The following is a 25,444-nucleotide window of genomic DNA, read 5'->3' as shown; positions in this document are numbered from 1 at the left end:
GCTTCAGTGATTCACGCACAGACCTTGCTGTGCGCCGGACGCATTACTTGTCCTTGACTTCCTTGAAGTCGGCATCGACCACGTCGTCCTGCTGTGGCTTGGCTTCCTCGTGCGCAGCACCAGCATCGGCACCTGCTGCACCACCGGCCGCGGCCTGCTGTGCCTGCATGTCGGCGTACATCTTCTCGCCAAGTTTCTGCGCAGCGGTCGTCAGGGCAGCCGATTTTTCATCGATGGCAGCTTTGTCACCGTCCTTCAGTGCGTCTTCGAGATCCTTGATCGCTGCCTCGATCTTCTCTTTTTCGCCGGCTTCCAACTTGTCGCCGTATTCGCTCAGCGACTTGCGGGTCGAGTGCACCAGTGCATCGCCTTGGTTGCGCGCTTCGGCGGTTTCCTTGGCGCGCTTGTCTTCCTCGGCATTGGCTTCGGCATCCTGCACCATCTTCTGGATTTCCTCTTCGGTCAGACCCGAGTTGGCCTTGATGGTGATCTTGTTTTCCTTGCCAGTTGCCTTGTCTTTCGCGCCGACGTGCAGAATACCGTTGGCGTCGATGTCGAAGGTCACTTCGATCTGTGGCGTGCCACGTGCTGCTGGCGGGATGCCTTCCAGATTGAACTCGCCCAGCGCCTTGTTACCGACGGCCATTTCGCGCTCGCCCTGGAATACCTTGATGGTCACGGCTGGCTGGTTGTCGTCAGCCGTCGAGAACACTTGCGAGAACTTGGTCGGGATCGTGGTGTTCTTCTGGATCATCTTGGTCATCACGCCACCCAGGGTTTCGATACCCAGCGACAGCGGCGTCACGTCCAGCAGCAACAGATCCTTACGATCGCCCGACAAGACCGAACCTTGAATTGCTGCACCGACCGCAACGGCTTCGTCCGGATTCACGTCCTTGCGAGGCTCCTTGCCGAAGAAATCCTTCACGGCTTCCTGTACTTTCGGCATACGAGTCTGACCGCCGACCAGGATGATGTCATCGATATCGGAAACTTTGACGCCCGCATCCTTGATCGCAGTACGGCATGGCTCGATCGACTTGGCGATCAGGTCTTCCACCAGCGACTCCAGCTTGGCGCGCGTGATTTTCAGGTTCAAGTGAACCGGTGCGCCATTTGCCATGGCGATGTACGGCTCGTTGATTTCGGTTTGTTGCGACGACGACAGTTCGATCTTCGCGCGCTCTGCCGATGCCTTGATACGCTGCAGCGCGATCGCGTCTTTCGACAGATCGAGGCCGTTGATCTTCTTGAATTCTTCGATGATGTAGTCAATCAGGCGCTGATCGAAATCTTCACCGCCGAGGAAGGTGTCGCCGTTGGTCGACAACACTTCGAACTGCTTCTCACCATCGACATCGGCGATCTCGATGATCGAGACGTCGAAGGTACCGCCGCCGAGGTCATACACGGCGATCTTGCGGTCGCCTTTCTCTGCCTTGTCCAAGCCGAAAGCGAGTGCTGCTGCGGTCGGCTCGTTGATGATGCGTTTGACGTCCAGACCGGCGATGCGACCTGCATCCTTGGTTGCCTGACGTTGCGAATCGTTGAAATACGCAGGAACGGTAATCACGGCTTCAGTCACTTCTTCGCCGAGATAGTCTTCGGCGGTCTTCTTCATCTTGCGCAGGACTTCAGCAGAAATCTGTGGCGGCGCCAGTTTCTTGTCGCGCACGGACACCCATGCATCGCCGTTGTCGGCCTTGGTGATCTGGTAAGGCATCAGACCGATGTCTTTCTGCACTTCTTTCTCTTCGTACTTACGGCCGATCAGACGCTTGACCGCGTACAGCGTGTTTTTCGGATTGGTAACAGCCTGACGTTTGGCAGGTGCACCAACCAGAATTTCGCCATCTTCCTGATAAGCGATGACGGAAGGCGTGGTACGTGCGCCTTCTGCATTTTCGATGACTTTCGATTTGCCACCCTCCATGACTGCAACGCAGGAGTTGGTCGTGCCCAAATCGATACCGATGATTTTGCCCATGATGGTGTTTCCTTAACGATCTATACGAATTGTTTATGGTTAAAAACGGCTGGATGCACCCGATATAGGGTGAAAATCGATGCTTTCAAGCCATTTCTTGCTGTTTTTTTACTGTGCGACGGTCACCAGGGCCGGGCGCAGCAGGCGGTCCGAAATCATGTAGCCCTTTTGCAGGACGGACACCACCGTATTCGATGCCTGCTCGGCAGGCACCATGGACACCGCCTGATGCTTCATCGGATCGAGCTTTTCGCCAGGCTCCGGTTTGACTTCGAGCAAACGGCCTTTTTCGAAGGCGGCACTCAGTTGCTTGAGCGTCATTTCCACGCCTTCCTTCAGCGATTCCACCGAAGGCGATTCGACTTGCAATGCCATTTCGAGGCTGTCCTTGACCGGTACCAGCGCTTCGGCAAAACCCTCGATGGCGAACTTGTGGGCGCGGGCAATATCGTCCTGCGCACGGCGGCGTGCATTTTCGGTTTCTGCCTTGGCACGCAGGAAAGCGTCCTGCAATTCCTGAATCTGCTGCTGTGCGGCAGCCAGTTGTTCTTCCAGCGTAGGCGTAGGCGTAGCCGCCGCGGCGGCAGGATCAGCGGCCTTGTCGTTCTGCGGCGCATCCATGGCGGCGGCCTGTTCGGCGTATTTATCCTGGTCTTGCATGAAAAAATCTCCAACAATCAAGGGGTTACAGCGAGGTGAAATAAAGAAAAAGCGGAAAGTAAAGCGAACATGCCAGCCCACATGGGGCTGTTGGGCATGTTTTCAAGAGAAGAGTACTCATGGGAAACCCGCGCCACATCTCATCCGCCCTGCCGCTTCCACCAGCGGCGAACCCGCGATGATAAAGCTTGCAGCACGATTGTTGTTACATTTTTTCCATGAAACCGGCTGGACAGCCCATAAATACTGGCTAATCTGGAAAGAGCAAGGAGACAGAAAAAGATAGGGGGATGATTACTTTTGCGGCATCGCCGCAAGGAGGTCCGCCATGAAATTACCACTGATGTACACCGCCCTCGTGGCTTATACGGCACTGGCTGCAGCCGTCATCTGCCAGCAAATGCTCTGAAGCACGATAGGGCAATGGCTTGAATCCTTCCCCCTGCGCAAAGCGGGATGCCTTTACTCAACCTGCACAAACACACTCGGGCGATCGATCAAAACGCTTCGCTCTTTGGTTTTCCCACGACAATCCCCGCAAACCCGCCCGGCATGGAGACGGTAGCACTCTGATTGGCTGGTTATTGCTTGGATGCGTTTATTCTTTAGGCACCTAGAATCCTAAAAACCAACCACGCCAAACGTGCTTTTCTCGTGCTTCTTTTTGACTGGCTGTTTTGACGATTCTTATTGCGGCGCGCCAAGGCGTACCGCCTCTTCACGTGAAATATATGCCTGCTGCTCCAACTCCTCACGCAAGGCCGGTGTCATGAGTGTGGGCCAGCCGATCATGTGCAATTCCGACAATTCCGTCAGGGCACGAATCCAGGCATCGTCCTCGTTCAGGCAAGGGATGTAGTTGAATTCCTTGCCGCCCGCGTGCAGGAAATCGTGACGCACTTCCAGCGCGATTTCTTCCAGCGTTTCAAGGCAATCGCTGGTAAAGCCGGGGCAAATCACATCGATGCGACGCACACCTTCACGCGCCAGTGCCTGCACGGTCGGTGCCGTGTAAGGTTGCAGCCATTCGGCCTTGCCGAAACGCGACTGGAAAGTTACCAGGTATTGCTCGGGTGTGAGTCCCAATGCCTGCGCCAGCAAACGCGCGGTCTTGTAGCATTCGCAATGATAAGGATCGCCCAGCATCAAGGTGCGTTTTGGCACGCCATGAAAACTCATGACGAGCTTTTCCGGGCGACCGTTCATTTCCCAATGAGCTTGCACCGACCTGCGCAAAGCGTCGATATACGCATCGTGATCGTGGTAATGCTTGACGAAGCGCAGTTCCGGCACATTGCGCTCCCTACGGTAATGGGCAAATACCGCATCGAAAATGGACGCCGTCGTCGTCCCCGAATATTGCGGATATGCCGGCAATACAAGAATGCGATCGCAGCCTTCTTCCTTCAACTGCCGCAACACCGCAGGCACGCCCGGGTTGCCATAACGCATGGCATAAACCACGCGCACCTTGTGCCCACGTTCACCCAGATAACCTTGCAGCAGACGCGCCTGCTTTTCTGTATGCACCTTGAGCGGAGATCCTTCATCGGTCCAGATGGTGTCGTACTTCTTCGCCGATTGCCCCGAACGAAACGGCAGGATGATCAGATGCAGAATCCACCACCAGATCGCCCGCGGAATCTCGACCACACGCGGATCGGATAGAAATTGCTTCAGATAGCGCCGTACCGCCGATGTCGTGGGTGCATCGGGCGTCCCCAGATTGACGAGCACGATTGCGCTCTTAGACAGGTTGCCATGTGTGTATGGCGGTTCGGAGCGATAGGACATGGCGGCTTGTTATCGTGTTTATTGTTGTCGTTATGTGAAAGACGCAGGGAATACGTCAGATGTTGCCCGGTCAGACCGTTCAGCTTGCCAGCAGTTCACGTGCATGCGAACGCGTGGTCGCGGTGATTTCCAGCCCGCCCAGCATGCGTGCGATTTCCTCGATACGCGCATTGGCATCCAGCGGTGTAATCGACGACACGGTTTTGCCACCACGCGCCTGCTTACTGACTTCGAAATGCTGATTGGCCTGGCTGGCTACTTGCGGCAAATGGGTCACGCACAAGACCTGGCGATCCTGCCCGAGCTTGCGCAAAAGGCGACCGACCACTTCGGCCACACCACCGCCAATGCCGCTATCAACTTCATCGAAGATCAGCGTCGGGGTTGCCGTCGCACTTGAGGTAATGACCGAGATCGCCAGGGCAATACGCGCCAGTTCACCGCCGGATGCCACCTTGGCGAGCGCGCGCGGCGTAGTGCCAGCATGACCGGCCACCAGAAACTCCACCTGTTCCAGCCCATAGGCCGCCGGTTCGCCAGCATGCAAGGCAATCTCGAAACGGCCGCCACTCATGCTCAAATCCTGCATCGCCGCCGTGACCGCTGCAGACAGCGCCTTGGCTGCCTTGGTACGTGCCTTGGATAATTTCTGTGCGGCGGTCAGATAACCCTGTTTGCGCTGTTCCTCCTGCGCACGCAGGGCGTCCAGGTCGCTGGCATCGGCCAATTGCTGCAATTGTTCCGAAAGCCGTTCGAATTCTTCTGGCAAAACATCGGCATCGACATGAAACTTGCGCGCCGCCGCGTGCAAATCTTCCATGCGCCGTTCGACCTGTTGCAAGCGGGCCGGATCGAGTTCGACGCGCCCCAGATAATCGTTGAGTGCGTAGACCGCTTCCTGCAACTGAATGCGGGCCGGCTCCAGCACATCAAGCACCGGCTGCAAGCCGGCATCCAGATCGACTAGCTTGCCCAGACGGCTGTTGAGCGAGGAAAGTTGCGACAGCATCGGTGCCGTATCGGATTCGGAAATCAGATTGAGCGCTTCCTGCGCACCTTCGATCAGCGCAGCGGCATGCGAAAGACGGCTGTGTTCCTGCGTGACCTCACTCCACTCGCCCGGCTTGGCGGCCAGCTTGTCGAGTTCGCCGACCTGCCATTCCAGCCGCTCGCGTTCGAGCAACACATTGCGGGCGTTGGTTTCGAATTCTTCGCGCTGCTTTGCCAGCGCACGCCAGCTCTTGAAAGCGGCGGCAACGGCACGCACTTCTTTCTGCAAGCCCGCCTGATTGTCGAGCAGCGTACGTTGCGCGTCGGCCTTCAGCAGGGATTGGTGCGCGTGCTGCCCATGAATATCCACCAGTTGCTCGCCCAGCTCGCGCAGTTGCGTGGCGGTGGCGGTAATGCCGTTGATGAATGCTTTGGAACGGCCCGCACTGTCGATCACGCGGCGCAGCAGGATACTACCCTCTTCGCTCGCACATTCGTTGTCGGCCAGCCATGCCGCCAGTTCGGGACTGGCGGAAAATTCAGCGGAGATATCGGCCTTGGCTGCGCCTTCACGCACCACGCTGGCATCGCCGCGCCCGCCCAAGGCCAGCGCCAGTGCATCGATCAGGATGGACTTACCTGCACCGGTTTCACCGGTAAAGACCGTAAAGCCCGACGAGAAATCCAGCTCGATGGAATCGACAATGACGAAATCGCGGATCGAAAGCGTGCGCAGCATGAGGGTTGAACAGTCCTGTATCGTTGCCTGCTGCGAACCGGAAATACCTTACGATTCGACAGCGATCGGGATGAAACGGAAAGGCCGGCATGCCGCCGACCTTCGGGAATTATTTTAACCGGCCTTCCACAGACGGATACTCATTCCAGTGCAGCTTTTCGCGCAGGGTATCGTAGTAATTCCAGCCTTGTGGATGCAGGAAGGTGGCAACGTGTTCGGAACGGTGAATGACAATGCGATCGTTGTTTTGCAGGCGCGCAACCGATTGCATGTCGAAGTTGATGTTGGCTTCGCGTCCGCCCACGACCTCGATCACGATTTCGCTCGAATCCGGCACCACGATCGGACGATTCGACAGCGCATGCGGCGCAATCGGCACAATCGCAAAACCCTTCACGCTCGGTTGCAGAATCGGCCCGCCGGCCGACAGCGAATAAGCCGTGGAGCCGGTCGGCGTGGCGACGATGAGACCGTCGGAACGCTGGTTGTACATGAACTGCCCGTCGACTTCGACATGCAGTTCGATCATGCCGGAGCCCGAACCACGCGACAGCACCACATCGTTGAGCGCCAGCGTGTGATGCATGAGCTTGCCGTCACGCATGATCTCGCCTTCGAGCAGCGTGCGGTACTCGGCCACGGCAGAACCGTTCAGCATTTCCTGCAGCATCGGCATCATGCGATCGAGCGAGACATCGGTCATGAACCCGAGCCGCCCCTGATTGACGCCGATCAGCGGCACATCGAACGGCGCCATCTGCCGCGCAATCCCCAGCATGGTGCCATCGCCACCAACGATGATGGCGGCATCGGCCGTTTCACCGATTTCGCGCAGCGACATGGATTCATAGCCACTGATAGAAAAATTCTGCACGGTTTCGGCTTCGAACAAGACGCGACGGCCGGTCGTGACCAGACATTCGGCAATCTGCAGCAGGGACTGGGCGGTGCCGCCAGCCATGTATTTGCCAACGATCGCAATCGTCTGGAAGCGCGGCAGGGGGGCGGTAGGAGAGGTAGGAAACATGATGCTGCAGATTAGACCATAATTTATGTTTCGATTGCACTTCGGGACATGCGCAATAACAAAACGCATGGTCTCGGCACAACGCATGCAAGCTACGCCCTCCAAGCATCACATCAAGGCAGTATTGTTCGACCTCGACGATACGCTATGGCCGCTCGAAGCCGTCATCAAGCGCGCTGAACAGGTTCTCCATGACTGGCTTGCCCTTCATACACCGGGTATTACCGCGCGCTACACCATCGACAATCTGCGTACCTTGCGCGCCGAGCTGCAATCCGGTAATCCGCAATACCGTTACGATTTATGGGCATTGCGACATGCCACGCTGACGCATGCCTGCACGCTCTGCGGCGAAGATGAAGGACGCATGCTGGAGGCCATGGCCGTGTTTTCAGAAGCACGCAATGCCGTCACGCCATTCGACGACGTGGCACCGGGCCTGACAGCGCTGCAACAGCAATACCGTATCGGCTCAATTTCCAACGGTTTTGCCGACTTACACGCCATCGGTCTGGCGCATCATTTCGAGGTTTCGCTGGCAGCGCATCAATTTGGCACCGCCAAACCCGATCCCGCGATTTTTTTGGCGGCCTGCGAGGCACTCGACATTGCCCCGCATGAGGCGCTCCATATTGGTGACGATCCATCGCTCGATGTTGCCGGCGCGCAAAATGCCGGGCTGCATGCAGGATGGATGAACCGTTTCGACCGCCCCTTCCCTGCAGACATCGAACCGGCAGCACACTTTCGTACCCTGCACGATGTAGTCGCCTGGCTTGGGCGCCGCTAAGGCAATACGGGCAATAACAGGGCTCCATTGGCGATGCTGTTGCGATGCCGCTTGAGATTTCGCAGATCGCCAGCATGTGGCATAGGAACGGTAAGCGCTATCCAGCTTGCCGTATGACATTGCGTGTATTTACAATACGTTCACCATGCAACTCGACAATCGTGCACAAACCCTGCTGAAGGCACTGATCGAACGCTATATCGCGGACGGTCAGCCGATCGGCTCGCGCGAACTGTCCCGCATTTCCGGCCTCGATTTGTCGCCGGCGACCATTCGCAACGTGATGGCCGATCTGGAAGAGATGGGTTTCGTTGCCAGTCCGCACACGTCTGCCGGACGCATCCCAACACCACGCGGCTACCGCGTATTCGTCGATACGCTGCTGACCGTCCAATCCATCGACAGCAGCAACGTCGAATCGCGCCTGCAGTCCTCGCTGCACACTGGCTCATCGCAGAAGGTCATTTCAAATGCGGCGCAAATCCTGTCGTCGTTGTCCGAATTTGCCGGCATCGTCATGACACCGCGTCGCGAATCGGTCTTTCGCCAGATCGACTTCCTGCGTTTGTCAGAAAAACGCATTTTGCTGGTGATCGTCAGCCCGTCGGGTGATGTACAGAATCGCCTGCTGCTGACCGAAGTGGATTACACGCCATCGCAACTGACGCAAGCGGCCAACTACATCAACCAGCACTTTGGTGGCCTGAGTTTCGATGAAGTCAGACTGCGCCTGCAAACCGAACTGCAGCAACTGCGCGACGACATGACGCAGCTGATGCAGATCGCCGTCGAAGCCGGTAGCGATGTCATGAATGACGATAGCGAAAACGTGGTCATCTCGGGCGAACGCAATCTGCTGAGCGTGTCCGACCTTTCCTCGAACATGGCGTCCCTGCGCCAGTTGTTCGAATTGTTTGAGCAGAAAACCAGCCTGATGCAATTGCTGGATTCATCGAACAAGGCCAGCGGCGTACAGATTTTCATTGGCGGCGAATCGAGCCTGGTGCCGATGGATCAGATGAGCGTGGTCACCTCATCCTATACCGTCAACGGCAAAGTGGTCGGTACCTTGGGGGTGATTGGCCCGACGCGTATGGCCTATGAACGCGTGATTCCGATTGTCGACATCACCGCCAAACTGCTATCGAATGCCTTGAGCCATTCGCCTGGCACCTGAATCCGGCCCACAAATAAAAACGCCGCCTCTCGAAAGAAGGCGGCGTTTTTATTTAATGTCGCGCTTGTGCGCAGCGACCTACTTCTTGGCTTTCTGGCAGCTCTTGCAATGGCCATAAAGCGCCAGCGCATGGTCGGCAATTTCGAAGCCGTATTGCTTGGCAATCGCTTCCTGACGCTTTTCGATTTCTTCGTCGTAAAACTCTTCGACCTTGCCGCAATCGAGACAGACCAGATGATCGTGGTGCGAGCCTTCATTAAGCTCAAACACGGCCTTGCCGGTTTCAAAGTGATTGCGCTGCAGGATGCCGGCCTGTTCGAACTGGGTCAGGACACGGTAGACCGTCGCCAAGCCGACATCAAGATTGTCGGCCAACAGCATTTTGTACACATCTTCGGCGCTCAGGTGACGCACCTTGGCATTCTGGAAGATGTCGAGAATCTTGAGACGAGGCAGCGTCGCCTTGAGGCCGCTGGCTTTAAGCTCGGAGGGATTGTTGGGCATGTTCTTGGTCACTGAAGGAATATCTGCCTTATCATATAGCGTTTTCATACAATTGCTCAACCGCTCGAGATTTCTTATGCCTATCCTGCCTTCCCAGTCCGGCCGTACCTCGTTCGTCGTCAGCGCGTTATGCCTGACGCTGGCAGCCCTCGTTGCAGGCTGTGCAACCAAGAAAAATCCGTTGATCGACGAGCCGGCACCGAAGGCAGAAGCTGAAGCGAGCAAAGCGGCAGCGACCGAACAAGCTGCTGGCAGCAGCGTGCAGACCGTGCAGCAGAAACGTTTCCTCGGCTTTCTGCGCCCTTATCGCCCGGATATCCAGCAAGGCAACTTCGTTTCGCGTGAAATGGTGGCGCAACTGCGTCCGGGCATGACGCAGGATCAGGTCATCTTCCTGCTCGGCACACCTCTGCTGACCGACATGTTCCATGCCGATCGCTGGGATTACGCATTCCGCATGCAAAAGGGTAACGGCGAAGTCACCACCAGCCGCGTGACGGTATTCTTCCAGGATCGACTGGTATCGCGTTTCGAGGGTGGTGAGGATCTGCCAACTGAACAGGATTATCTGGACCGTCTGGCCAAACCAAAGAAATAAGTAAGCTGCACGCCAGACAATCCAGCAACCCGTCTCTACCGAGTTCTCCATGACACAACTGAAAATCGCCGTGGCTGGCGCATCGGGCCGTATGGGCCAGATGCTGATCGAAGCCATTCAGAATGCGCCTGATACCGTACTGGCTGGCGCACTCGATCTGCCCTCCTCGCCTGCCATCGGCAACGATGCCGCCGCCTTTCTCGGCAAGCCGGCTGGCGTGAAGATCGAATCCGATCTCGCAAAGGGTCTGGCCGACGCGGATTTCCTCATTGATTTCACGCGCCCGGAAGGTACGCTGACGCATCTCGACTACTGCGCTGCGCATGGCATCAAGGTCATCATCGGTACCACCGGTTTTGACGCAGCAGGCAAGACAGCGATTGCCAAGGCAGCAGAAAAGACCGCCGTGGTCTTCGCGCCGAACATGAGCGTGGGCGTCAACGTGACAATGAAACTGCTGGAAATGGCCGCGAAGAATTTCTCCGAAGGTTACGACATCGAGATCATCGAGGCGCACCATCGTCACAAGGTCGATGCGCCGTCCGGCACCGCGATCAAGATGGGCGAAGTCATCGCTGGCGCGCTCGGCAAGGAACTCAACGACGTGGCCGTCTGGGCGCGTGAAGGCGTGACCGGCGCGCGTGATCCGTCATCGATCGGTTTCGCGACCGTGCGTGGCGGCGACATCATCGGCGACCACACCGTGCTGTTTGCGGGCATCGGCGAGCGCATCGAGATTTCGCACAAGTCATCGAGCCGCGTTTCGTATGCCACCGGCAGCCTGCGTGCCGCACGCTTCCTGAGCCAGCACACGACCGGCCTGTTCGACATGCAGGACGTGCTCGGCCTGCGCTGATTTTTCCTGACCTCGATACGGATCACCTCCCATGAGCGTTGCAGCAAATACCGGCCTGGGACTCGCCCATTACTGGGCACAGGGCGATGCCGTTTCGCATGGCGTTGCCTATGTGCTGCTGGCAATGTCGATCCTGAGCTGGTTCTACATCTTAGCCAAAAGCTGGAGCGCATGGCGCATCCGTCGCAGCGCATCGGCACTCGAGCGCTTCTGGCAGGCACCCACGCTGCCCGACGCCATTGCCGGCTTGCGTCTGGCCGATGTCGAATATGTCTACACGCCCTTGGCCGCACAAGGTGTCGAAGCCGCCAATCGCAAACCGGCCGCCGATTCGCTCAATGCCAACACCGATACCGGCGAACTGATCACGCGCACGCTGCGGCAGGAAATCAATCGCGTGTCGGCCCGCCTCGAAAGCGGTCTGACGCTACTGGCATCGGTCGGCTCGACCGCGCCTTTCGTCGGTCTGTTCGGCACCGTCTGGGGCATCTACCATGCACTGATCGCCGTGTCGGCATCGGGTAGCGTACAGATCGACAAGGTTGCCGGCCCGGTTGGCGAAGCGCTGATCATGACGGCGCTTGGACTGGCCGTCGCGATTCCGGCCGTTTTGGCCTACAACGCCTTCGTGCGCGTCAATCGCCTGACGCTGGCCGAACTCGATGCCTTCGCGCATGACCTGCATGCCTACCTGACTACAGGCGCACGCGTGGCACAGGAAACCCGCGCATGACCACCCTTTCGGCAAGAACATCACCATGAGCTTCGGCAGCTTTAACGAAAACGGGCGACCGGCCCCCATGGCGGAAATCAACGTCACGCCGATGGTGGATGTGATGCTGGTACTGCTGGTGATCTTCATTCTGGCCGCACCGCTCTTCACACAAGCCATCCGTCTTGATCTGCCGGCAGTCAAATCGGCACCAGCGCCTGCCGAAGGCACGACGATTTCTCTGTCGATCGATGCCGACGGCAAGCTGTACTGGAATCAGGAAACCATTGATCGCACAGTGCTGCAACAACGCCTCGAAACCGCGGGCAAGCAACAGCCGCAGCCACAAGTGCAATTACGCGCCGACAAGAACACACGCTACGAAACCATCGCGCAAATCATGGCAGCCGCGCAGGCACAGGGTTTGACAAAGCTCGGCTTCGTGACCGACGTACCGACCGAAGGAGGCAACTGATGGCGACCGCGCAACTCGACGGCGCACTGATCGCCGGTTGGGAAGACTTTCATACCGCATGCAAAACAGCGTTCGGCTTTCCCGATTTCTATGGTGCCAACATGGATGCCTGGGTCGATTGCATGAGCTATCTGCGCGATGACGACGGCATGACAAGGTTCCGACTCAAGGATAACGAAGTGCTGCAAATCGTCATCACGCATGCCGATGTCATCAAAACCCGTTTTCCCGAATTGCTCGAAGAACTGGCGTTCTGCATCGACGCCATCAACGATCGCTACGCCGACTATGGCGAAAAAGCCGCCCTCGCCCTGAAACTGGCCTGACAGGCAGGTTCGCCACCCGCTTCCCAGCCGCATTTCACCCAAACGACGGCAATCCATGCTTCACACACCCGGTCGCGCTGTCCCCGACGGGTGCGAAACGCTATAATCAGGCCTTTGGCGCGCCAGACGACAAATCGTCATTCCCGGTCGCGCAACGTCATTCATTTCACCTTTCATTCTGGCTTCATCCGTCATGCAAGATAAATACAGCCCCGCCGATGTCGAGAAATCGGCGCACGATCACTGGCAATCCATTGACGCTTACAAGGCAGTCGAAAACGCCGTGGACAAGAACGGCAAGCCGAAGAAGAAGTTCTACGCCTGCTCGATGCTGCCGTACCCATCCGGCAAGCTGCACATGGGTCACGTGCGCAATTACACGATCAACGACGTGATGTATCGTCATCTGCGCATGAACGGTTACAACGTGCTCATGCCAATGGGGTGGGATGCGTTCGGCATGCCGGCAGAAAACGCCGCGATGCAGAACAACGTGCCGCCAGCGCAATGGACCTACTCGAACATCGAGTACATGAAGACGCAAATGGCGTCGATGGGTCTGGCAATCGACTGGTCGCGCGAGATGACGGCCTGCAAGCCCGAATACTACAAATGGAACCAGTGGATGTTCCTGAAGATGCTGGAAAAAGGCATCATCTATAAGAAGACAGGTACGGTGAACTGGGATCCGATCGATCAGACCGTGCTGGCCAACGAGCAAGTGATCGACGGTCGCGGCTGGCGTTCCGGCGCACTGATCGAAAAGCGCGAAATCCCGATGTACTACGCCCGCATCACCGATTACGCCGAAGAACTGCTGGATCACGTCGACAACAAGCTGCCGGGCTGGCCCGAGCGCGTGCGCATCATGCAGTCGAACTGGATCGGTAAATCGACCGGTGTGCGCTTCGCCTTCACGCACGAGATCAAGGATGGCGATAACCTGATCAATGACGGCAAGCTGTGGGTCTTCACCACGCGTGCCGACACGATCAAGGGCGTGACCTTCTGCGCCGTGGCACCCGAGCACGCGCTGGCGACCTTCGCCGCCAAATCGAATCCTGAACTCGCAGACTTCATCGCCGAGTGCAAGCAAGGCAGCGTCATCGAAGCCGACATGGCGACGATGGAAAAGAAAGGCATGCCGACCGGGTTGTTCGTCAAGCATCCGCTGACCGGCCAGCTCGTCGAAGTCTGGGTCGGCAACTATGTGCTGATCACCTACGGCGATGGCGCCGTGATGGGCGTGCCTGCACATGACGAACGCGACTTTGCATTCGCACAAAAATATGCGCTGCCGATTCACCCTGTCATCGCTGTCGAAGGCAAGGAATTCTCGGAAATTTCCTGGCATGACTGGTATGGCGACAAGGAAAACGGTCGCTGCATCAACTCGGGCAAGTACGACGGTCTCAACTATCAGCAGGCGGTCGATGCCATCGCTGCCGATCTGGCCGGGATGGGTCTCGGCGAGAAAAAGATCACCTATCGCCTGCGCGACTGGGGTATTTCGCGCCAGCGCTACTGGGGTACACCGATTCCGATGATCAACTGCCCGGACTGCGGCGCAGTACCGGTACCGGAAAAGGATCTGCCAGTCGTCCTGCCGGAAGACTGCGTGCCGGACGGCAGCGGCAACCCGCTCAACAAGCACGAAGCCTTCCTCAAGTGCGATTGCCCGAAATGCGGCAAGCCTGCGCGTCGCGAAACCGACACCATGGATACCTTCGTCGATTCGTCGTGGTATTTCATGCGCTATTGCTCGCCAGGCTCGAACGACGCGATGGTCGACAGCCGCAACGATTACTGGATGCCGATGGACCAGTACATCGGCGGTATCGAACATGCCGTGCTGCACCTGCTGTACGCGCGTTTCTGGACCAAGGTCATGCGCGATTTCGGCCTCGTCAAGTTCGACGAACCGTTCGTCAACCTGCTGACGCAAGGCATGGTGCTGAACGAAACCTACTATCGCGAAGATGCGAGCGGCAAGAAGATCTGGTTCAATCCGGCAGACGTGGAACTGACGTTCGATGACAAGGGTCGCCCGGTATCTGCCGTCCTGAAAAGCGATGGTCAGCCGGTCGAACTCGGCGGCACCGAAAAAATGTCGAAGTCCAAGAACAACGGCATCGACCCGCAAGTACAGATCGAGCAGTACGGCGCCGATACTGCGCGCCTGTTCACGATGTTCGCCTCGCCACCGGAGCAGACGCTCGAGTGGTCGGGCACCGGCGTCGAAGGTTCGAATCGCTTCCTGCGTCGCGTGTGGTCTTACGGCTATGCGCAGGCTGCACGCATCGCCAAAAATGACAAGGTGGATTTCGCCACGCTCGGCGAGCCGCACAAGACGTTGCGTCGGGAGCTGCACAAGATCTTGCAACAGGCCGATGCCGACTACAAGCGTATCCAGTACAACACCGTCGTCTCGGCATGCATGAAGATGCTCAACACGCTGGACGCTGCCAAACTGGACGACTCAGCCGCATCGAATGCTGTCATCAGCGAAGGCTTCTCGATCTTCCTGCGCATCCTCAATCCGGTCGCACCGCACATCACGCATGTGCTGTGGCAGGAACTCGGTTACGCTGCACAATTCGGCGACATTCTCGATGCCGCGTGGCCACAGGTTGATGCTGCTGCGCTTGAACAGTCGGAAATCGAATTGATGATCCAGATCAATGGCAAGCTGCGCGGCAGCATCGTCGTTGCCAAGGATGCCGACAAGGCCAGCATCGAAGCCGCCGCCCTGGCCAACGAAAACGTACAGAAGTTCATGGAAGGCACACCGAAGAAAATCATCGTGGTGCCGGGCAAGCTGATCAACATCGTGGTCTGATCGTTCGGCAATCGAACTGGCCCTCGCTGACCCTACTCGCAGGATCGAACATGCAGAAACATCGTCGTCTACTCTGTCTCGCGCTGGGCTCGACCGCCCTGCTGTCGGCCTGCGGCTTCAAGTTGCGCGGCTCACTGCTCGGCGACGAGTTGCCGTTCAAGAGCATCTACATCAACGTGCCGGAAAGCTCGACGCTGGGCGCTGCCTTGCGCCGTAATATTCGCGGCAGTGGTGAGCTGCAGATCAAGGATAGAGCCGAAGATGCGGAAGCGATCCTCGACATCACGGGCGAAACGCAGGAGCGGACCATTCTCTCGCTGAATAGCCAGGGCCGCGTGCGTGAATATGCGCTTTACTACCGTGTGACAGTTGCCGTGCGCGACAACAAGAATGCGCAATTGCTGGCGCCCACGCAGATTTCTCTGAAGCGCGACCTGACGTACAACGAGAATCAGGTGCTTGCCAAAGAAGCTGAAGCGGTCATGCTGTACAAGGACATGCAGGCCGATCTGGTGCAACAGATCCTGCGCCGCGTGGCATCGATCAAGCCGATCACCACTGCCGCACCGGCAGGCAACTAGAGCGCACGATGCAACTGCGGCCCGACGCGCTCGATTCGCATCTGGCAAAACCGCTGGCGGGTTTGTACATCATCACCAGCGACGAGCACCTGCTCGCGCTCGAAGCTGCCGACAAGATACGCAAGACCGCACGCACGCAAGGCTTGACCGAGCGCGAAGTGCTGGTGGTCGAACGCAGTTTCAAATGGGGCGAACTGCTCGCCGCGAATCAGTCGCAATCGCTGTTCGGCGACCGCAAGCTGATCGAGTTGCGCATTCCGACCGGCAAACCCGGCAAGGATGGCGGCAAGGCGCTGCAGGATTACGCTGCATCGCTAAGCCCTGACAACGTCACGCTCATCACGCTGCCCAAGCTCGACTGGCAAACGCAAAAGGCGGCCTGGGTCGCCAGCCTGCAGCAGGCAGGCGTCTGGATCGATATTCCCTTGGTCGAGCGCGCACAATTGCCGAACTGGCTCGGCATGCGACTTGCCGCGCAAAAGCAAGGTGCCAGCCGCGAATGCCTGGATTTCATTGCCGATCGTGTGGAAGGCAATCTGCTGGCCGCGCATCAGGAAGTACGCAAGCTGGCACTGCTCTATCCCGAAGGCCAACTGAGTTTCGAGCAGGTGCATGACGCCGTGCTCAATGTCGCCCGCTACGATGTCTTCAAGCTCAACGAAGCCATGCTGAGCGGCGATGCGGCGCGTCTGGTGCGCATGCTGGAAGGACTCAAGGGCGAAGGCGAGGCGCTGCCGCTGGTACTGTGGGCGGTGGCCGAAGAAATCCGCACCTTGCTGAAGCTGAAATCTGGCCAGGCGCAAGGACGGCCGCTCGGCCAACTGATGAAGGAAGCCCGCATCTGGGGACCGCGCGAACGCCTGATGGAACCCGCCCTGCGCCGACTCAAACTGACCACGCTGGAAACGGCGCTGCAGGAAGCTGCGCAAATCGATAAGATGGTGAAAGGTTTACGCGCCAAGGCCTTCAGCGGCGATCCGTGGGACGCCATGTTGCAACTGGGGCTGAAAGTTGCACGCGGTTGAACGTTGACCAAATCGCCACGCATCAGCCAGTAGAAAACATCAACCGCGCGTTACGGAATACACGATAGCAAACGTGTTTTTTCTCGTTCCGCCCTTATTTATTGTTAGCCGTACCTGAATTACTTGTCAGACCCATCATTGCCATGACCACCGACATCAAAACCACCATGAAGGCAATCGGCGAACGTGCCCGTCAGGCATCGCACGCCATGGCCAAGGCCGACAGCGCTGCCAAAAACAAGGCCTTGCAGTTGATCGCCGCCGCTATTCGGCGCGATGCCGACATCCTGCGCTCGGCCAACAAGCTCGATCTCGATGCGGCACGCGCCAATGGACTGGAACCGGCAATGCTGGATCGCCTGACGCTGTCCGACAAGGCGATTGCGACGATGGCCGAAGGCCTGGAACAGATCGTGTCGCTGCCCGATCCAATTGGTGAGATTTCCAACATGAAAGTGCGCCCGACCGGCATCCAGATCGGCCAGATGCGCGTCCCGCTCGGGGTGATCGGCATCATCTATGAAGCGCGCCCGAATGTGACGGTCGATGCAGCCGGCCTCTGCATCAAGAGCGGCAACGCGACCATTCTGCGTGGCGGTTCGGAAGCGATCCACTGCAACAAGGCGCTGGCAAAACTCGTCAAGGAAGGATTGGCCGGTGCCGGCCTGCCGCAAGATGCCGTACAAGTCGTGGAAACCACCGACCGCGCTGCCGTCGGCGAACTGATCACCATGCCGCAGTATGTGGACGTCATCGTGCCGCGCGGTGGCAAGGGGCTGATCGCACGCCTGATGACCGAAGCCACGGTACCGATGATCAAGCATCTCGACGGCATCTGCCATGTCTATATCGACGACAAGGCCGATAACAAAAAAGCGCTCGACGTTGCCTTCAATGCCAAGTGCCATCGCTACGGCACCTGCAACACGATGGAAACCTTGCTGGTAGCGCGCAGCGTTGCGCCGACTGTCTTGCCCGAACTGGCGAAGCTGTATCAGGCCAAGGAAGTCGAACTGCGTTGCGACGATGAAGCCAAGGCAATTCTGGCCGGTTACCCTTTCCTCGCTTCGGCGACCGAAGAAGACTGGTCCACCGAATATCTGGCACCGATTCTGTCGATCAAGACCGTGGCCGATGTTGATGAGGCGATTGCCCACATCAATACCTATTCGTCCAAGCATACCGACGCCATCATCACCGAAGATTACTCGCGTGCCATGCAGTTTCTGCGTGAAGTCGATTCTGCTTCCGTCATGGTGAATGCCTCGACGCGCTTTGCCGATGGCTTCGAATATGGCCTGGGTGCAGAGATCGGCATTTCCAACGACAAGCTGCATGCACGCGGCCCGGTCGGCCTCGAAGGACTGACCTCGCTCAAGTATGTGGTGTTTGGGCATGGAGAAGTGCGTGTTTAAGTACCATGCAACGGAGTGCCGCCTTGCAAGGCGACACCGTTACGCAGGTGTGGCGCAGTGCGCCGCGAATTCCCTGCTTCACCATGGAGAAGTTCGTGTTTGAATGCCAAGCGACGACATATCGCCTTGCAAGGAAATACTGCTGTCATGCGCAAGGTCCATCATGTGCTGATGCGTATTACCGCAAGCTAAAGGCCTGACATGCTCTGGATCAAATCGCTACACATCGTTTTCATCGCCTCGTGGTTTGCCGGCCTCTTCTATCTGCCGCGCATCTTCGTCAATCTGGCCATGGAAAACGATCCGAACACCATCACGCGCCTGCTGCTGATGGCACGCAAGCTGTATCGCTTTACGACGATCATCGCGATTCCTGCGCTGGGCTTTGGTTTCTGGCTGTGGAGTTATGGCTTCACGGGTGGCTGGCTGCATGCCAAGCTGGCACTGGTAGTGCTGGTGATCGGCTATCACCATGCATGCGGTTCGCTGCTGCGCAAATTCGAGAATGGTACGAACCGACGCAGCCACATCTGGTATCGCTGGTTCAACGAAGTACCGGTGTTGCTGCTGCTTGCAATCGTCATTCTTGCCGTCGTCAAACCGTTCTGATCGTGCTGCAAGGGAGCCATCATGGCAAAGGTCTGTGAATATTATTTCGCGCCGCAATCGCCGTGGGCTTATTTTGGTCATGCGCGTCTGCTCGAACTCGCGCAACGCCACGATGTGCAGATCGAGATGAAACCGATTGATCTGCCCAAGGTTTTCAGCGTAACGGGCGGGTTGCCGCTCGCCAAACGGCCACCGCAGCGGCAAGCGTATCGGCTGGTCGAACTCAAGCGCTGGAGCGACCATCTGGGCTTACCGCTGAATCCGCAACCGCGCTTTTCGCCGGTTTCGGGCGATGCGGCGGCTTTGCTGATCATCGCCACCCGCTTCGCGCACGGCACCAATGCCGCGCTGGCATTGACGGGTCGCATCATGCGCGGGTTCTGGGCCGAAGATCGCAACATCATGGACAGGAACACCTTGATGGCGCTGTCGAATGAAGCAGGTCACGACGGCGCAGCACTACTGAAAGCAGCTGAAACCGCCAGCGTACAGGGCGAGTACGATCGCTTCACGCAGGAAGCCATCGCCGCCAATGTATTCGGCTCGCCGTGGTACATCGTCGATGGCGAACCGTTCTGGGGGCAGGACAGGCTTGATTTCGTCGAGGCCGCTTTCAAGCGCTAGAACAAAACATCGTCCCGCAATACGTCAATAGACGGGTTGGCAGGACGTGGCAACAACCATCAGGATCATCTCGGATGATCGTTTTTTCACCAACGGAATAAGGGTTCCCCGCTCATGAGCACCATCCATTCTTTCTTTTGTCCTTGCCCGCGCGGCATGGAAGCCGCACTCGCGGAAGAATTCAACGAAATCGCACAGCTGAGCGCCGTAGATGGCGGCAAGCTCAAGGTACACAATCAGGTCCCAGGCGGGGTCCATTGCTCGGGCACCTTGCACGATGCGATGTTCATGAATCTGCATTCGCGCATTGCCTCGCGCATCCTCATGCGCATGTCGCATTCGGGCTATGTCAACGAAAACGATATCTACGACCGCGCGCTCGAACAACCGTGGGAAGAATGGTTCGGTGTCGATCATACGATCCGCATCGATATCACGGCCATCAAATCGCCTTTGCGCAGCCTCGAATTCACGACACTGAAAATCAAGGATGGCATCTGCGATCGTTTCCGCGACATATATAACGAACGACCATCGGTCGACACACGCACGCCCGACATGCGCATCGTCGGTTTTCTCGATGCAAACAACTTTACGCTTTATCTCGATACGTCTGGCGAGGCATTGTTCAAGCGCGGCTGGCGCATGGAAACGGGCGATGCACCCTTGCGCGAAAATCTCGCGGCGGGGCTGTTGCGCGTAGCGGGCTGGAAACCGGGCATACCGCTGTTCGATCCGATGTGCGGTTCCGGCACCATCCTGGCCGAAGCAGCGCAAATGGTGGCGGGCATTCCACCGGGCTTGCATCGCGAATTTGCCTTCGAAAAATTCCACGACTTCGATCACGATGCCTGGCAAGCCATCAAGGGTAACGTCAAGCTCAATCCCCTGCCGACCGAGCCGACGATCTTCGGCAGCGATATCTCGGGTGACATGGTGACCATGGCGCGCAACAACCTGAACAAGGCTGGTATCCGTTTTGACGTGCCGCTGAAGCAGATCGAAGCGCAGGAGGTCAAGGCACCGACCGCCACACCCGGCATCCTGCTGACCAACCCGCCGTATGGCGAACGCATCGGCGTGCGCGGCGACAAGACTCTGGCCGAAGACGAGCTGGCGAAGGAATTCTTCGAGGATTTCAGCAAGACACTCAAGCAGCGCTTTGCCGGCTGGTCGGTTTTCCTGTTCACCGCCGATCTGACCGTACCCAAGATGCTGCGCCTGAAGGAATCGCGCAAGACACCGTTCTTCAATGGCTCGCTCGAATGCCGCCTGTTCCGTTTCGACATGGTGGCTGGCTTCAACCGTCGCGAACAAGCCAAACCGAAAGAAGTCGACGGCAACTGATCGTCGCCTCGTCATCATGCAAAGGCGTTACATGCGACCGCAAGCGCCATGTAACGCAACAGAGGTAGCAATGGCATGCCACGCATCTGGGTGAGCAACCGAACGTTCTCCGTTCCGATTTGCTGCTAGCCTGTTAGCCAGTTCATTCCTTTTCCTCACTCGCAGGAGAATCGCATGTCAGCCTTCCCTCCCCTCAACGATCTGAAACTCTTGCGCACGCAAGCCTATATCGATGGGCGCTGGACCGATGGTGGTAGGCCAAGTCTCGATGTCATCAACCCGGCCGACAATTGCATCGTTGGCAGTGTGCCGAATCTCGACAGTGTTGCCGCCGAACAAGCCATCGACGCCGCTGCCCGCGCATTTCCAGCGTGGTCTGCCCGCACGGGCAAGGATCGCGCCAACCTGATGCGCAAATGGTTCGATCTGATGATGGCAAATGCCGATGATCTGGCGGCGCTGATGACGGCCGAACAGGGCAAGCCACTGATTGAGTCAAAGGGAGAAGTGACTTATGGCGCCAGCTTCATCGAATGGTTTGCCGAAGAAGCCAAGCGCGTGTCGGGTGATGTGCTGGCTTCGACATGGACCAATCGTCGCACGGTCGTCATCAAGCAGCCGGTCGGTGTGTGCGCTGCCATCACGCCGTGGAATTTCCCGATCTCGATGATCACGCGCAAGATCGCGCCGGCGGTCGCTGCCGGCTGCACCATCGTCGTCAAGCCAGCAGAACAGACGCCGCTTTCAGCACTGGCGCTGGCAGAACTCGCACATCGAGCCGGCATCCCGGCCGGTGTCATCAACGTTGTCACTGCCGATGCCGACAACGCGGTTGCCATCGGCAAGACACTCTGTGCCAGCACCGTAGTGCGCCATCTTTCCTTCACCGGCTCGACGCCGGTCGGGCGCATCCTGATGGAACAGTGCGCCCCTACCGTCAAGCGCATCGGCCTTGAACTGGGCGGCCATGCGCCTTTCATCGTGTTCGAGGATGCGGATATCGATGCTGCCGTCAAAGGCGCATTGGCATCCAAGTATCGCAATGCCGGCCAGACCTGCGTCTGCACCAACCGCTTTTATGCGCATGACGCCATCTACGACGAATTCGTACGCAAGCTGGCTGAAGGAGCGGCACGTATCAAGGTTGGCAACGGCTTTGATCAAGGCGTGATGCAGGGGCCGCTGATCGATGACGCTGCCGTCGAAAAAGTCGAACGCCACGTCAGTGATGCCATTGAAAAAGGCGCACGATTGCTCGCCGGTGGACGCATCCATCCCGAACTTGGCGGTCGCTTTTACGAACCCACAGTACTGGCCGACACCCGCAAGGGCATGACCATCATGAGCGAAGAAACCTTCGGACCAGTATCGGCCGTGACGCGGTTTTCAAATGATGCAGAAGTGATCGCAGCAGCCAACGACAGCGAATTCGGTCTCGCCAGTTATTTCTATTCGCGCGATATCGGTCGCGTGTGGCGCGTTGCCGAACAACTGCAGTACGGCATGGTCGGCATCAATACGGGCGCCATCTCGAATGAAGTCGCCCCGTTTGGCGGCATCAAGCAATCGGGCATGGGACGCGAAGGATCGAAGTACGGCATGGACGAGTATCTCGATATCAAATACCTGTGCATGGGTGGCATCGAGTGAACAAGCAGGACCAGAAATCGAGGCCGGCATGAGCGACACGCAGCAACCCTCTTCCAACAGCGGCACTGCACGAGAAGAACCACCGCTGGCACTATTGATCGGCAGCGGCACACTCGCCATCATGCTGGCGTTGCTGGCCATGCTCGGGCCGTTTTCCATCGACACATACCTGCCGGCTTTCCCCGCGATCGAGCAATCGCTGAATACCAGTGCCATCGAAGTGCAGCAGACACTGACGGTCTACATGTTCTCGTTCGCCGTCATGATCCTTTGGCATGGTGCGCTTTCCGATTCCTTTGGACGACGCAACATCATCCTCGTGTCGCTGGCAGTATTTGCGGTCGCCACGCTCGGCTGCGCTGCCGCACACAGCATCGAATACCTGTGGGCGTTTCGCATGCTGCAGGGCATCTCTGCTGGTGCCGGCGTCGTTATCGGGCGCGCCATCATCCGTGATCTTTTCCAGGGCGCGGCTGCGGCGCGCCTGCTGTCGCTGGTCACAATGATTTTTTCAATCGCACCGGCCATCGCCCCGATTCTCGGCGGCTGGATCGTCAAGCATCTGGACTGGCGCTCGATTTTCCTGACGCTTTTCGTTTATACGATTTTGCTGCTGGCCTATTGCTGGAAACGTCTGCCTGAAACCCTGCCGCCATCTCGGCGGCAGCCATTCAACCCCGGGGTGCTGTATCAAAGCTATGGCAGTGTGTTCGGTTCACGCACCTTTCATCTGCTCGGTGGGACCGTCGCTTTCAATTTCTCCGGCATGTTTCTCTACGTCGCTGCCGCTCCCGTATTTCTCGTTCAGCATCTGAAACTGGGGCCTGAACAATTTGGCTGGCAATTCGTACCGACGGTGGCCGGCATCTTTCTCGGCGCCCTGACCGCCAATCGTTTATCGGGAAAAATTCCTCTGGCACGGCAGGTCATGATCGGCTTCAGCCTGTTGATTGGCGCATCGCTGTTCAACGTCGGTTACCACTTCTTTTATGCACCCGCACTGCCTTGGTCGGTGGCACCATTGTTCTTTTACACCTTCGGCATGTCGATTGTCGCGCCTGTCATTACGCTGAAGGTGCTGGACCTGTTTCCGACAATTCGCGGTATCGTCGCCTCCTGCCAGTCCTTCACACAAACGCTGCTCGGTGCGCTGGTTGCCGGTGCAATCGCGCCGATGATTTCGCATTCACCGGTCGCGCTTGCGCTCGGACAATTGACATTCACCGGCATCAGCGTCTGCCTCTGGTTATCCTGCCGCCGCCAATGGCGCAAAGACATGCGCAAGGATGCGATGGGAGCTTGAACATCCTGCTCCCCTTCTATAGTTTTTTCTTGTTCTATTTCTCTGTTGCCTAGCGACCGCATTTTTGTAACCGCGCGTACCTCATTTACGTTGTCATCGGCGTCGTGAAGAACACAGATCTCATTTTCTTCACGCGCATTTCTCACAGAAAAAACACCTTTCTCACACCTTCTTGACAAAGCCGAAAAACAGCAAAAATAAATGCATTTTTTTGCGAAAAGATCGTCAACCGAGCTTTCAGGCGTGTCGTTATGGGAGTACGAATCGCCAACGACGATTCGCACCATGATCAAATTCTTAGAGAGCACTCAAATGAAAAAAGTTATCGCCACCCTCGTCGCCGGTCTGTTTGCCTCTGCTGTTTTCGCACAAGCACCGGTCGCACCAGCTACGCCAGCAGCACCTGCAGCCAAAGCTGAAATGAAAGCACCTGCAAAACACGCAAAGAAAAAAGCAACGAAGAAAAAAGCCAAGGCACATAAGGCACACACCACGGCAGCCGCTCCTGCACCAGCAGCAGTCAAGTAAGCTGAACGAAAAAAGACAGGCAAACAGCCTGTCTTTTTTTTCGCCTGATTGCGCCGCCTTTTCTTCAGGCGCAACGTACTGCACACGTCTTACACGCCAAGCGCACGTCCATCGCTGCGCGGATCATGCGCGCCCATGAAGCGCTTGCCCGATTCGTCGATCACGATCGCACCCGGATGACCGGATAAAGGACTCTGTGCCGACAGCGGACTCAACTCGTGCCCACGTCGTGCCAGTTCGGCAAAGACGTTTTCTCCTGCATCCTGCTCCAGCTTGAGCGTATCGCGCGCATCGGAAAAGGTTTTTCCCAACAAAAAACGTGGTCGCGACAATGCCGTGTACGGATCCATGCCGTAATCAATCATGCGCGTCAGGATCGCAGTCAACGTTTGCGGCTGTCCATCGGCACCCTGCGTGCCGTACAGAATATGCGGCTTGCCATTCTTCAGGCACATACCCGGATTGAGCGTATGGAACGGACGCTTGCCCGGTTGCAGCACATTCGGGTGGCCCTGCTTCAGGCTAAACGACGCACCGCGGTTATGCCAGAGGATGCCCGTATCGCCCGCCATCACGCCACTGCCCCAATCGAAATACACGGTCTGCAGCATCGAGACAGCATTGCCATAGGCATCGGCCGCGCCGATGTACACGGTGTCTCCGGTCTTGAACACATGCGGCCAGGCCAGTGCTTTTTGCATGTCGATCGCTGCGGCACGTTGTTTGAGATGATCCGCCGACAGTAGCGTGGCGGACGGCACATTCACGAATTCGGGATCGGCCACATAACGATTGCGATCGATAAATGCCTGCTTCACCGCTTCCACCAGCACGTGATAATAATCGGCACTGCCTTCGGCGTAATGTTTGAGATCGAAGCGATTGAGG

General features: G+C 57.5%; 24 protein-coding genes. 17 read left to right on the top strand and 7 right to left on the bottom strand.

Going from position 1 to position 25,444, the window contains the following annotated elements; genetic code table 11:
- Nucleotides 1-43: 43 nt before the first annotated feature.
- The 5 genes from dnaK to QZ725_RS14595 all read right to left on the bottom strand — a co-directional run bounded on the left by dnaK (nucleotide 44) and on the right by QZ725_RS14595 (nucleotide 7,197).
- Entirely contained in the window at nucleotides 44-1,987 is a 1,944-nt protein-coding gene (gene dnaK / locus QZ725_RS14615; protein WP_293781230.1) for a molecular chaperone DnaK, read from the bottom strand.
- Nucleotides 1,988-2,095: 108 nt separating this feature from the next.
- The gene (gene grpE / locus QZ725_RS14610; protein ID WP_293781227.1) at nucleotides 2,096-2,647 is read right to left on the bottom strand and encodes a nucleotide exchange factor GrpE; all 552 of its coding nucleotides are present in this window, start codon (nucleotides 2,645-2,647) and stop codon (nucleotides 2,096-2,098) included.
- 687 nt (nucleotides 2,648-3,334) lie between these two features.
- The gene (gene hemH / locus QZ725_RS14605) at nucleotides 3,335-4,441 is read right to left on the bottom strand and encodes a ferrochelatase (RefSeq protein WP_293781224.1); all 1,107 of its coding nucleotides are present in this window, start codon (nucleotides 4,439-4,441) and stop codon (nucleotides 3,335-3,337) included.
- 79 nt (nucleotides 4,442-4,520) lie between these two features.
- Nucleotides 4,521-6,170, bottom strand: a complete 1,650-nt coding sequence (gene recN, locus QZ725_RS14600; RefSeq protein ID WP_293781221.1) for a DNA repair protein RecN — start codon at nucleotides 6,168-6,170, stop codon at nucleotides 4,521-4,523.
- Between the two features lie 109 nt (nucleotides 6,171-6,279).
- Nucleotides 6,280-7,197: an NAD kinase gene (locus QZ725_RS14595; protein WP_293781219.1), complete on the bottom strand. Its 918-nt coding sequence runs from the start codon at nucleotides 7,195-7,197 to the stop codon at nucleotides 6,280-6,282.
- 85 nt (nucleotides 7,198-7,282) lie between these two features.
- Here QZ725_RS14595 and QZ725_RS14590 point away from each other — a divergent pair, with 85 nt between their 5' ends.
- Nucleotides 7,283-7,987, top strand: a complete 705-nt coding sequence (locus QZ725_RS14590) for an HAD family hydrolase (RefSeq protein ID WP_293781216.1) — start codon at nucleotides 7,283-7,285, stop codon at nucleotides 7,985-7,987.
- Between the two features lie 145 nt (nucleotides 7,988-8,132).
- Nucleotides 8,133-9,164, top strand: coding sequence for a heat-inducible transcriptional repressor HrcA (gene hrcA, locus QZ725_RS14585; protein ID WP_293781213.1), 1,032 nt, complete (start codon nucleotides 8,133-8,135; stop codon nucleotides 9,162-9,164).
- Nucleotides 9,165-9,242: 78 nt separating this feature from the next.
- Here the strand turns inward: hrcA and fur are convergent, their stop codons facing one another.
- Nucleotides 9,243-9,668, bottom strand: a complete 426-nt coding sequence (gene fur / locus QZ725_RS14580; RefSeq protein ID WP_293781210.1) for a ferric iron uptake transcriptional regulator — start codon at nucleotides 9,666-9,668, stop codon at nucleotides 9,243-9,245.
- Between the two features lie 76 nt (nucleotides 9,669-9,744).
- Between fur and QZ725_RS14575 the strand changes: the two genes are divergently transcribed.
- From QZ725_RS14575 to QZ725_RS14505, 15 genes are all read left to right on the top strand, one after another.
- Entirely contained in the window at nucleotides 9,745-10,266 is a 522-nt protein-coding gene (locus QZ725_RS14575; RefSeq protein WP_293781207.1) for an outer membrane protein assembly factor BamE, read from the top strand.
- 49 nt (nucleotides 10,267-10,315) lie between these two features.
- On the top strand, nucleotides 10,316-11,122 hold the full coding sequence (gene dapB / locus QZ725_RS14570) for a 4-hydroxy-tetrahydrodipicolinate reductase (protein WP_293781204.1): 807 nt from the start codon (nucleotides 10,316-10,318) through the stop codon (nucleotides 11,120-11,122).
- Nucleotides 11,123-11,153: 31 nt separating this feature from the next.
- The gene (locus tag QZ725_RS14565; protein WP_293781201.1) at nucleotides 11,154-11,855 is read left to right on the top strand and encodes a MotA/TolQ/ExbB proton channel family protein; all 702 of its coding nucleotides are present in this window, start codon (nucleotides 11,154-11,156) and stop codon (nucleotides 11,853-11,855) included.
- A 25-nt stretch (nucleotides 11,856-11,880) separates the two neighbouring features.
- Nucleotides 11,881-12,309, top strand: coding sequence for a biopolymer transporter ExbD (locus QZ725_RS14560; protein WP_293781198.1), 429 nt, complete (start codon nucleotides 11,881-11,883; stop codon nucleotides 12,307-12,309).
- Nucleotides 12,309-12,635: a barstar family protein gene (locus tag QZ725_RS14555; RefSeq protein WP_293781195.1), complete on the top strand. Its 327-nt coding sequence runs from the start codon at nucleotides 12,309-12,311 to the stop codon at nucleotides 12,633-12,635. Before QZ725_RS14560 ends, QZ725_RS14555 begins: the two co-directional genes overlap by 1 nt.
- Nucleotides 12,636-12,828: 193 nt before the next feature.
- Nucleotides 12,829-15,474 (top strand): leucine--tRNA ligase, encoded by a 2,646-nt coding sequence (leuS, locus tag QZ725_RS14550; protein ID WP_293781192.1) that lies wholly within the window; start codon nucleotides 12,829-12,831, stop codon nucleotides 15,472-15,474.
- A gap of 50 nt (nucleotides 15,475-15,524) precedes the next feature.
- On the top strand, nucleotides 15,525-16,055 hold the full coding sequence (gene lptE, locus QZ725_RS14545; protein WP_293781189.1) for an LPS assembly lipoprotein LptE: 531 nt from the start codon (nucleotides 15,525-15,527) through the stop codon (nucleotides 16,053-16,055).
- A gap of 8 nt (nucleotides 16,056-16,063) precedes the next feature.
- Entirely contained in the window at nucleotides 16,064-17,080 is a 1,017-nt protein-coding gene (gene holA, locus QZ725_RS14540) for a DNA polymerase III subunit delta (protein WP_293781186.1), read from the top strand.
- A gap of 143 nt (nucleotides 17,081-17,223) precedes the next feature.
- Nucleotides 17,224-18,495 (top strand): glutamate-5-semialdehyde dehydrogenase, encoded by a 1,272-nt coding sequence (locus QZ725_RS14535; protein ID WP_293781183.1) that lies wholly within the window; start codon nucleotides 17,224-17,226, stop codon nucleotides 18,493-18,495.
- 201 nt (nucleotides 18,496-18,696) lie between these two features.
- On the top strand, nucleotides 18,697-19,104 hold the full coding sequence (locus tag QZ725_RS14530; protein WP_293781180.1) for a CopD family protein: 408 nt from the start codon (nucleotides 18,697-18,699) through the stop codon (nucleotides 19,102-19,104).
- Nucleotides 19,105-19,125: 21 nt separating this feature from the next.
- Nucleotides 19,126-19,728, top strand: a complete 603-nt coding sequence (locus QZ725_RS14525; RefSeq protein ID WP_293781177.1) for a 2-hydroxychromene-2-carboxylate isomerase — start codon at nucleotides 19,126-19,128, stop codon at nucleotides 19,726-19,728.
- Nucleotides 19,729-19,842: 114 nt separating this feature from the next.
- Nucleotides 19,843-21,075: a class I SAM-dependent RNA methyltransferase gene (locus tag QZ725_RS14520; RefSeq protein WP_293781174.1), complete on the top strand. Its 1,233-nt coding sequence runs from the start codon at nucleotides 19,843-19,845 to the stop codon at nucleotides 21,073-21,075.
- 174 nt (nucleotides 21,076-21,249) lie between these two features.
- On the top strand, nucleotides 21,250-22,725 hold the full coding sequence (locus tag QZ725_RS14515; RefSeq protein ID WP_293781171.1) for an NAD-dependent succinate-semialdehyde dehydrogenase: 1,476 nt from the start codon (nucleotides 21,250-21,252) through the stop codon (nucleotides 22,723-22,725).
- A gap of 121 nt (nucleotides 22,726-22,846) precedes the next feature.
- Entirely contained in the window at nucleotides 22,847-24,028 is a 1,182-nt protein-coding gene (locus QZ725_RS14510) for a multidrug effflux MFS transporter (protein WP_293781256.1), read from the top strand.
- 312 nt (nucleotides 24,029-24,340) lie between these two features.
- The gene (locus QZ725_RS14505) at nucleotides 24,341-24,556 is read left to right on the top strand and encodes a hypothetical protein (protein ID WP_293781253.1); all 216 of its coding nucleotides are present in this window, start codon (nucleotides 24,341-24,343) and stop codon (nucleotides 24,554-24,556) included.
- Between the two features lie 89 nt (nucleotides 24,557-24,645).
- On the opposite strand, the gene QZ725_RS14500 is transcribed toward QZ725_RS14505, so the two are convergent.
- The coding region (locus QZ725_RS14500) for a gamma-glutamyltransferase (protein WP_293781168.1) at nucleotides 24,646-25,444 on the bottom strand (799 nt) is incomplete at its 5' end.

The sequence above is a fragment of the uncultured Oxalicibacterium sp. genome, assembly GCF_913776015.1.
In the GTDB taxonomy this organism is placed as follows: domain Bacteria; phylum Pseudomonadota; class Gammaproteobacteria; order Burkholderiales; family Burkholderiaceae_D; genus Oxalicibacterium.
The sequence above is the reverse complement of the archived record's forward strand: the minus strand, read 5'-3'. Positions and strand labels throughout refer to the sequence as shown.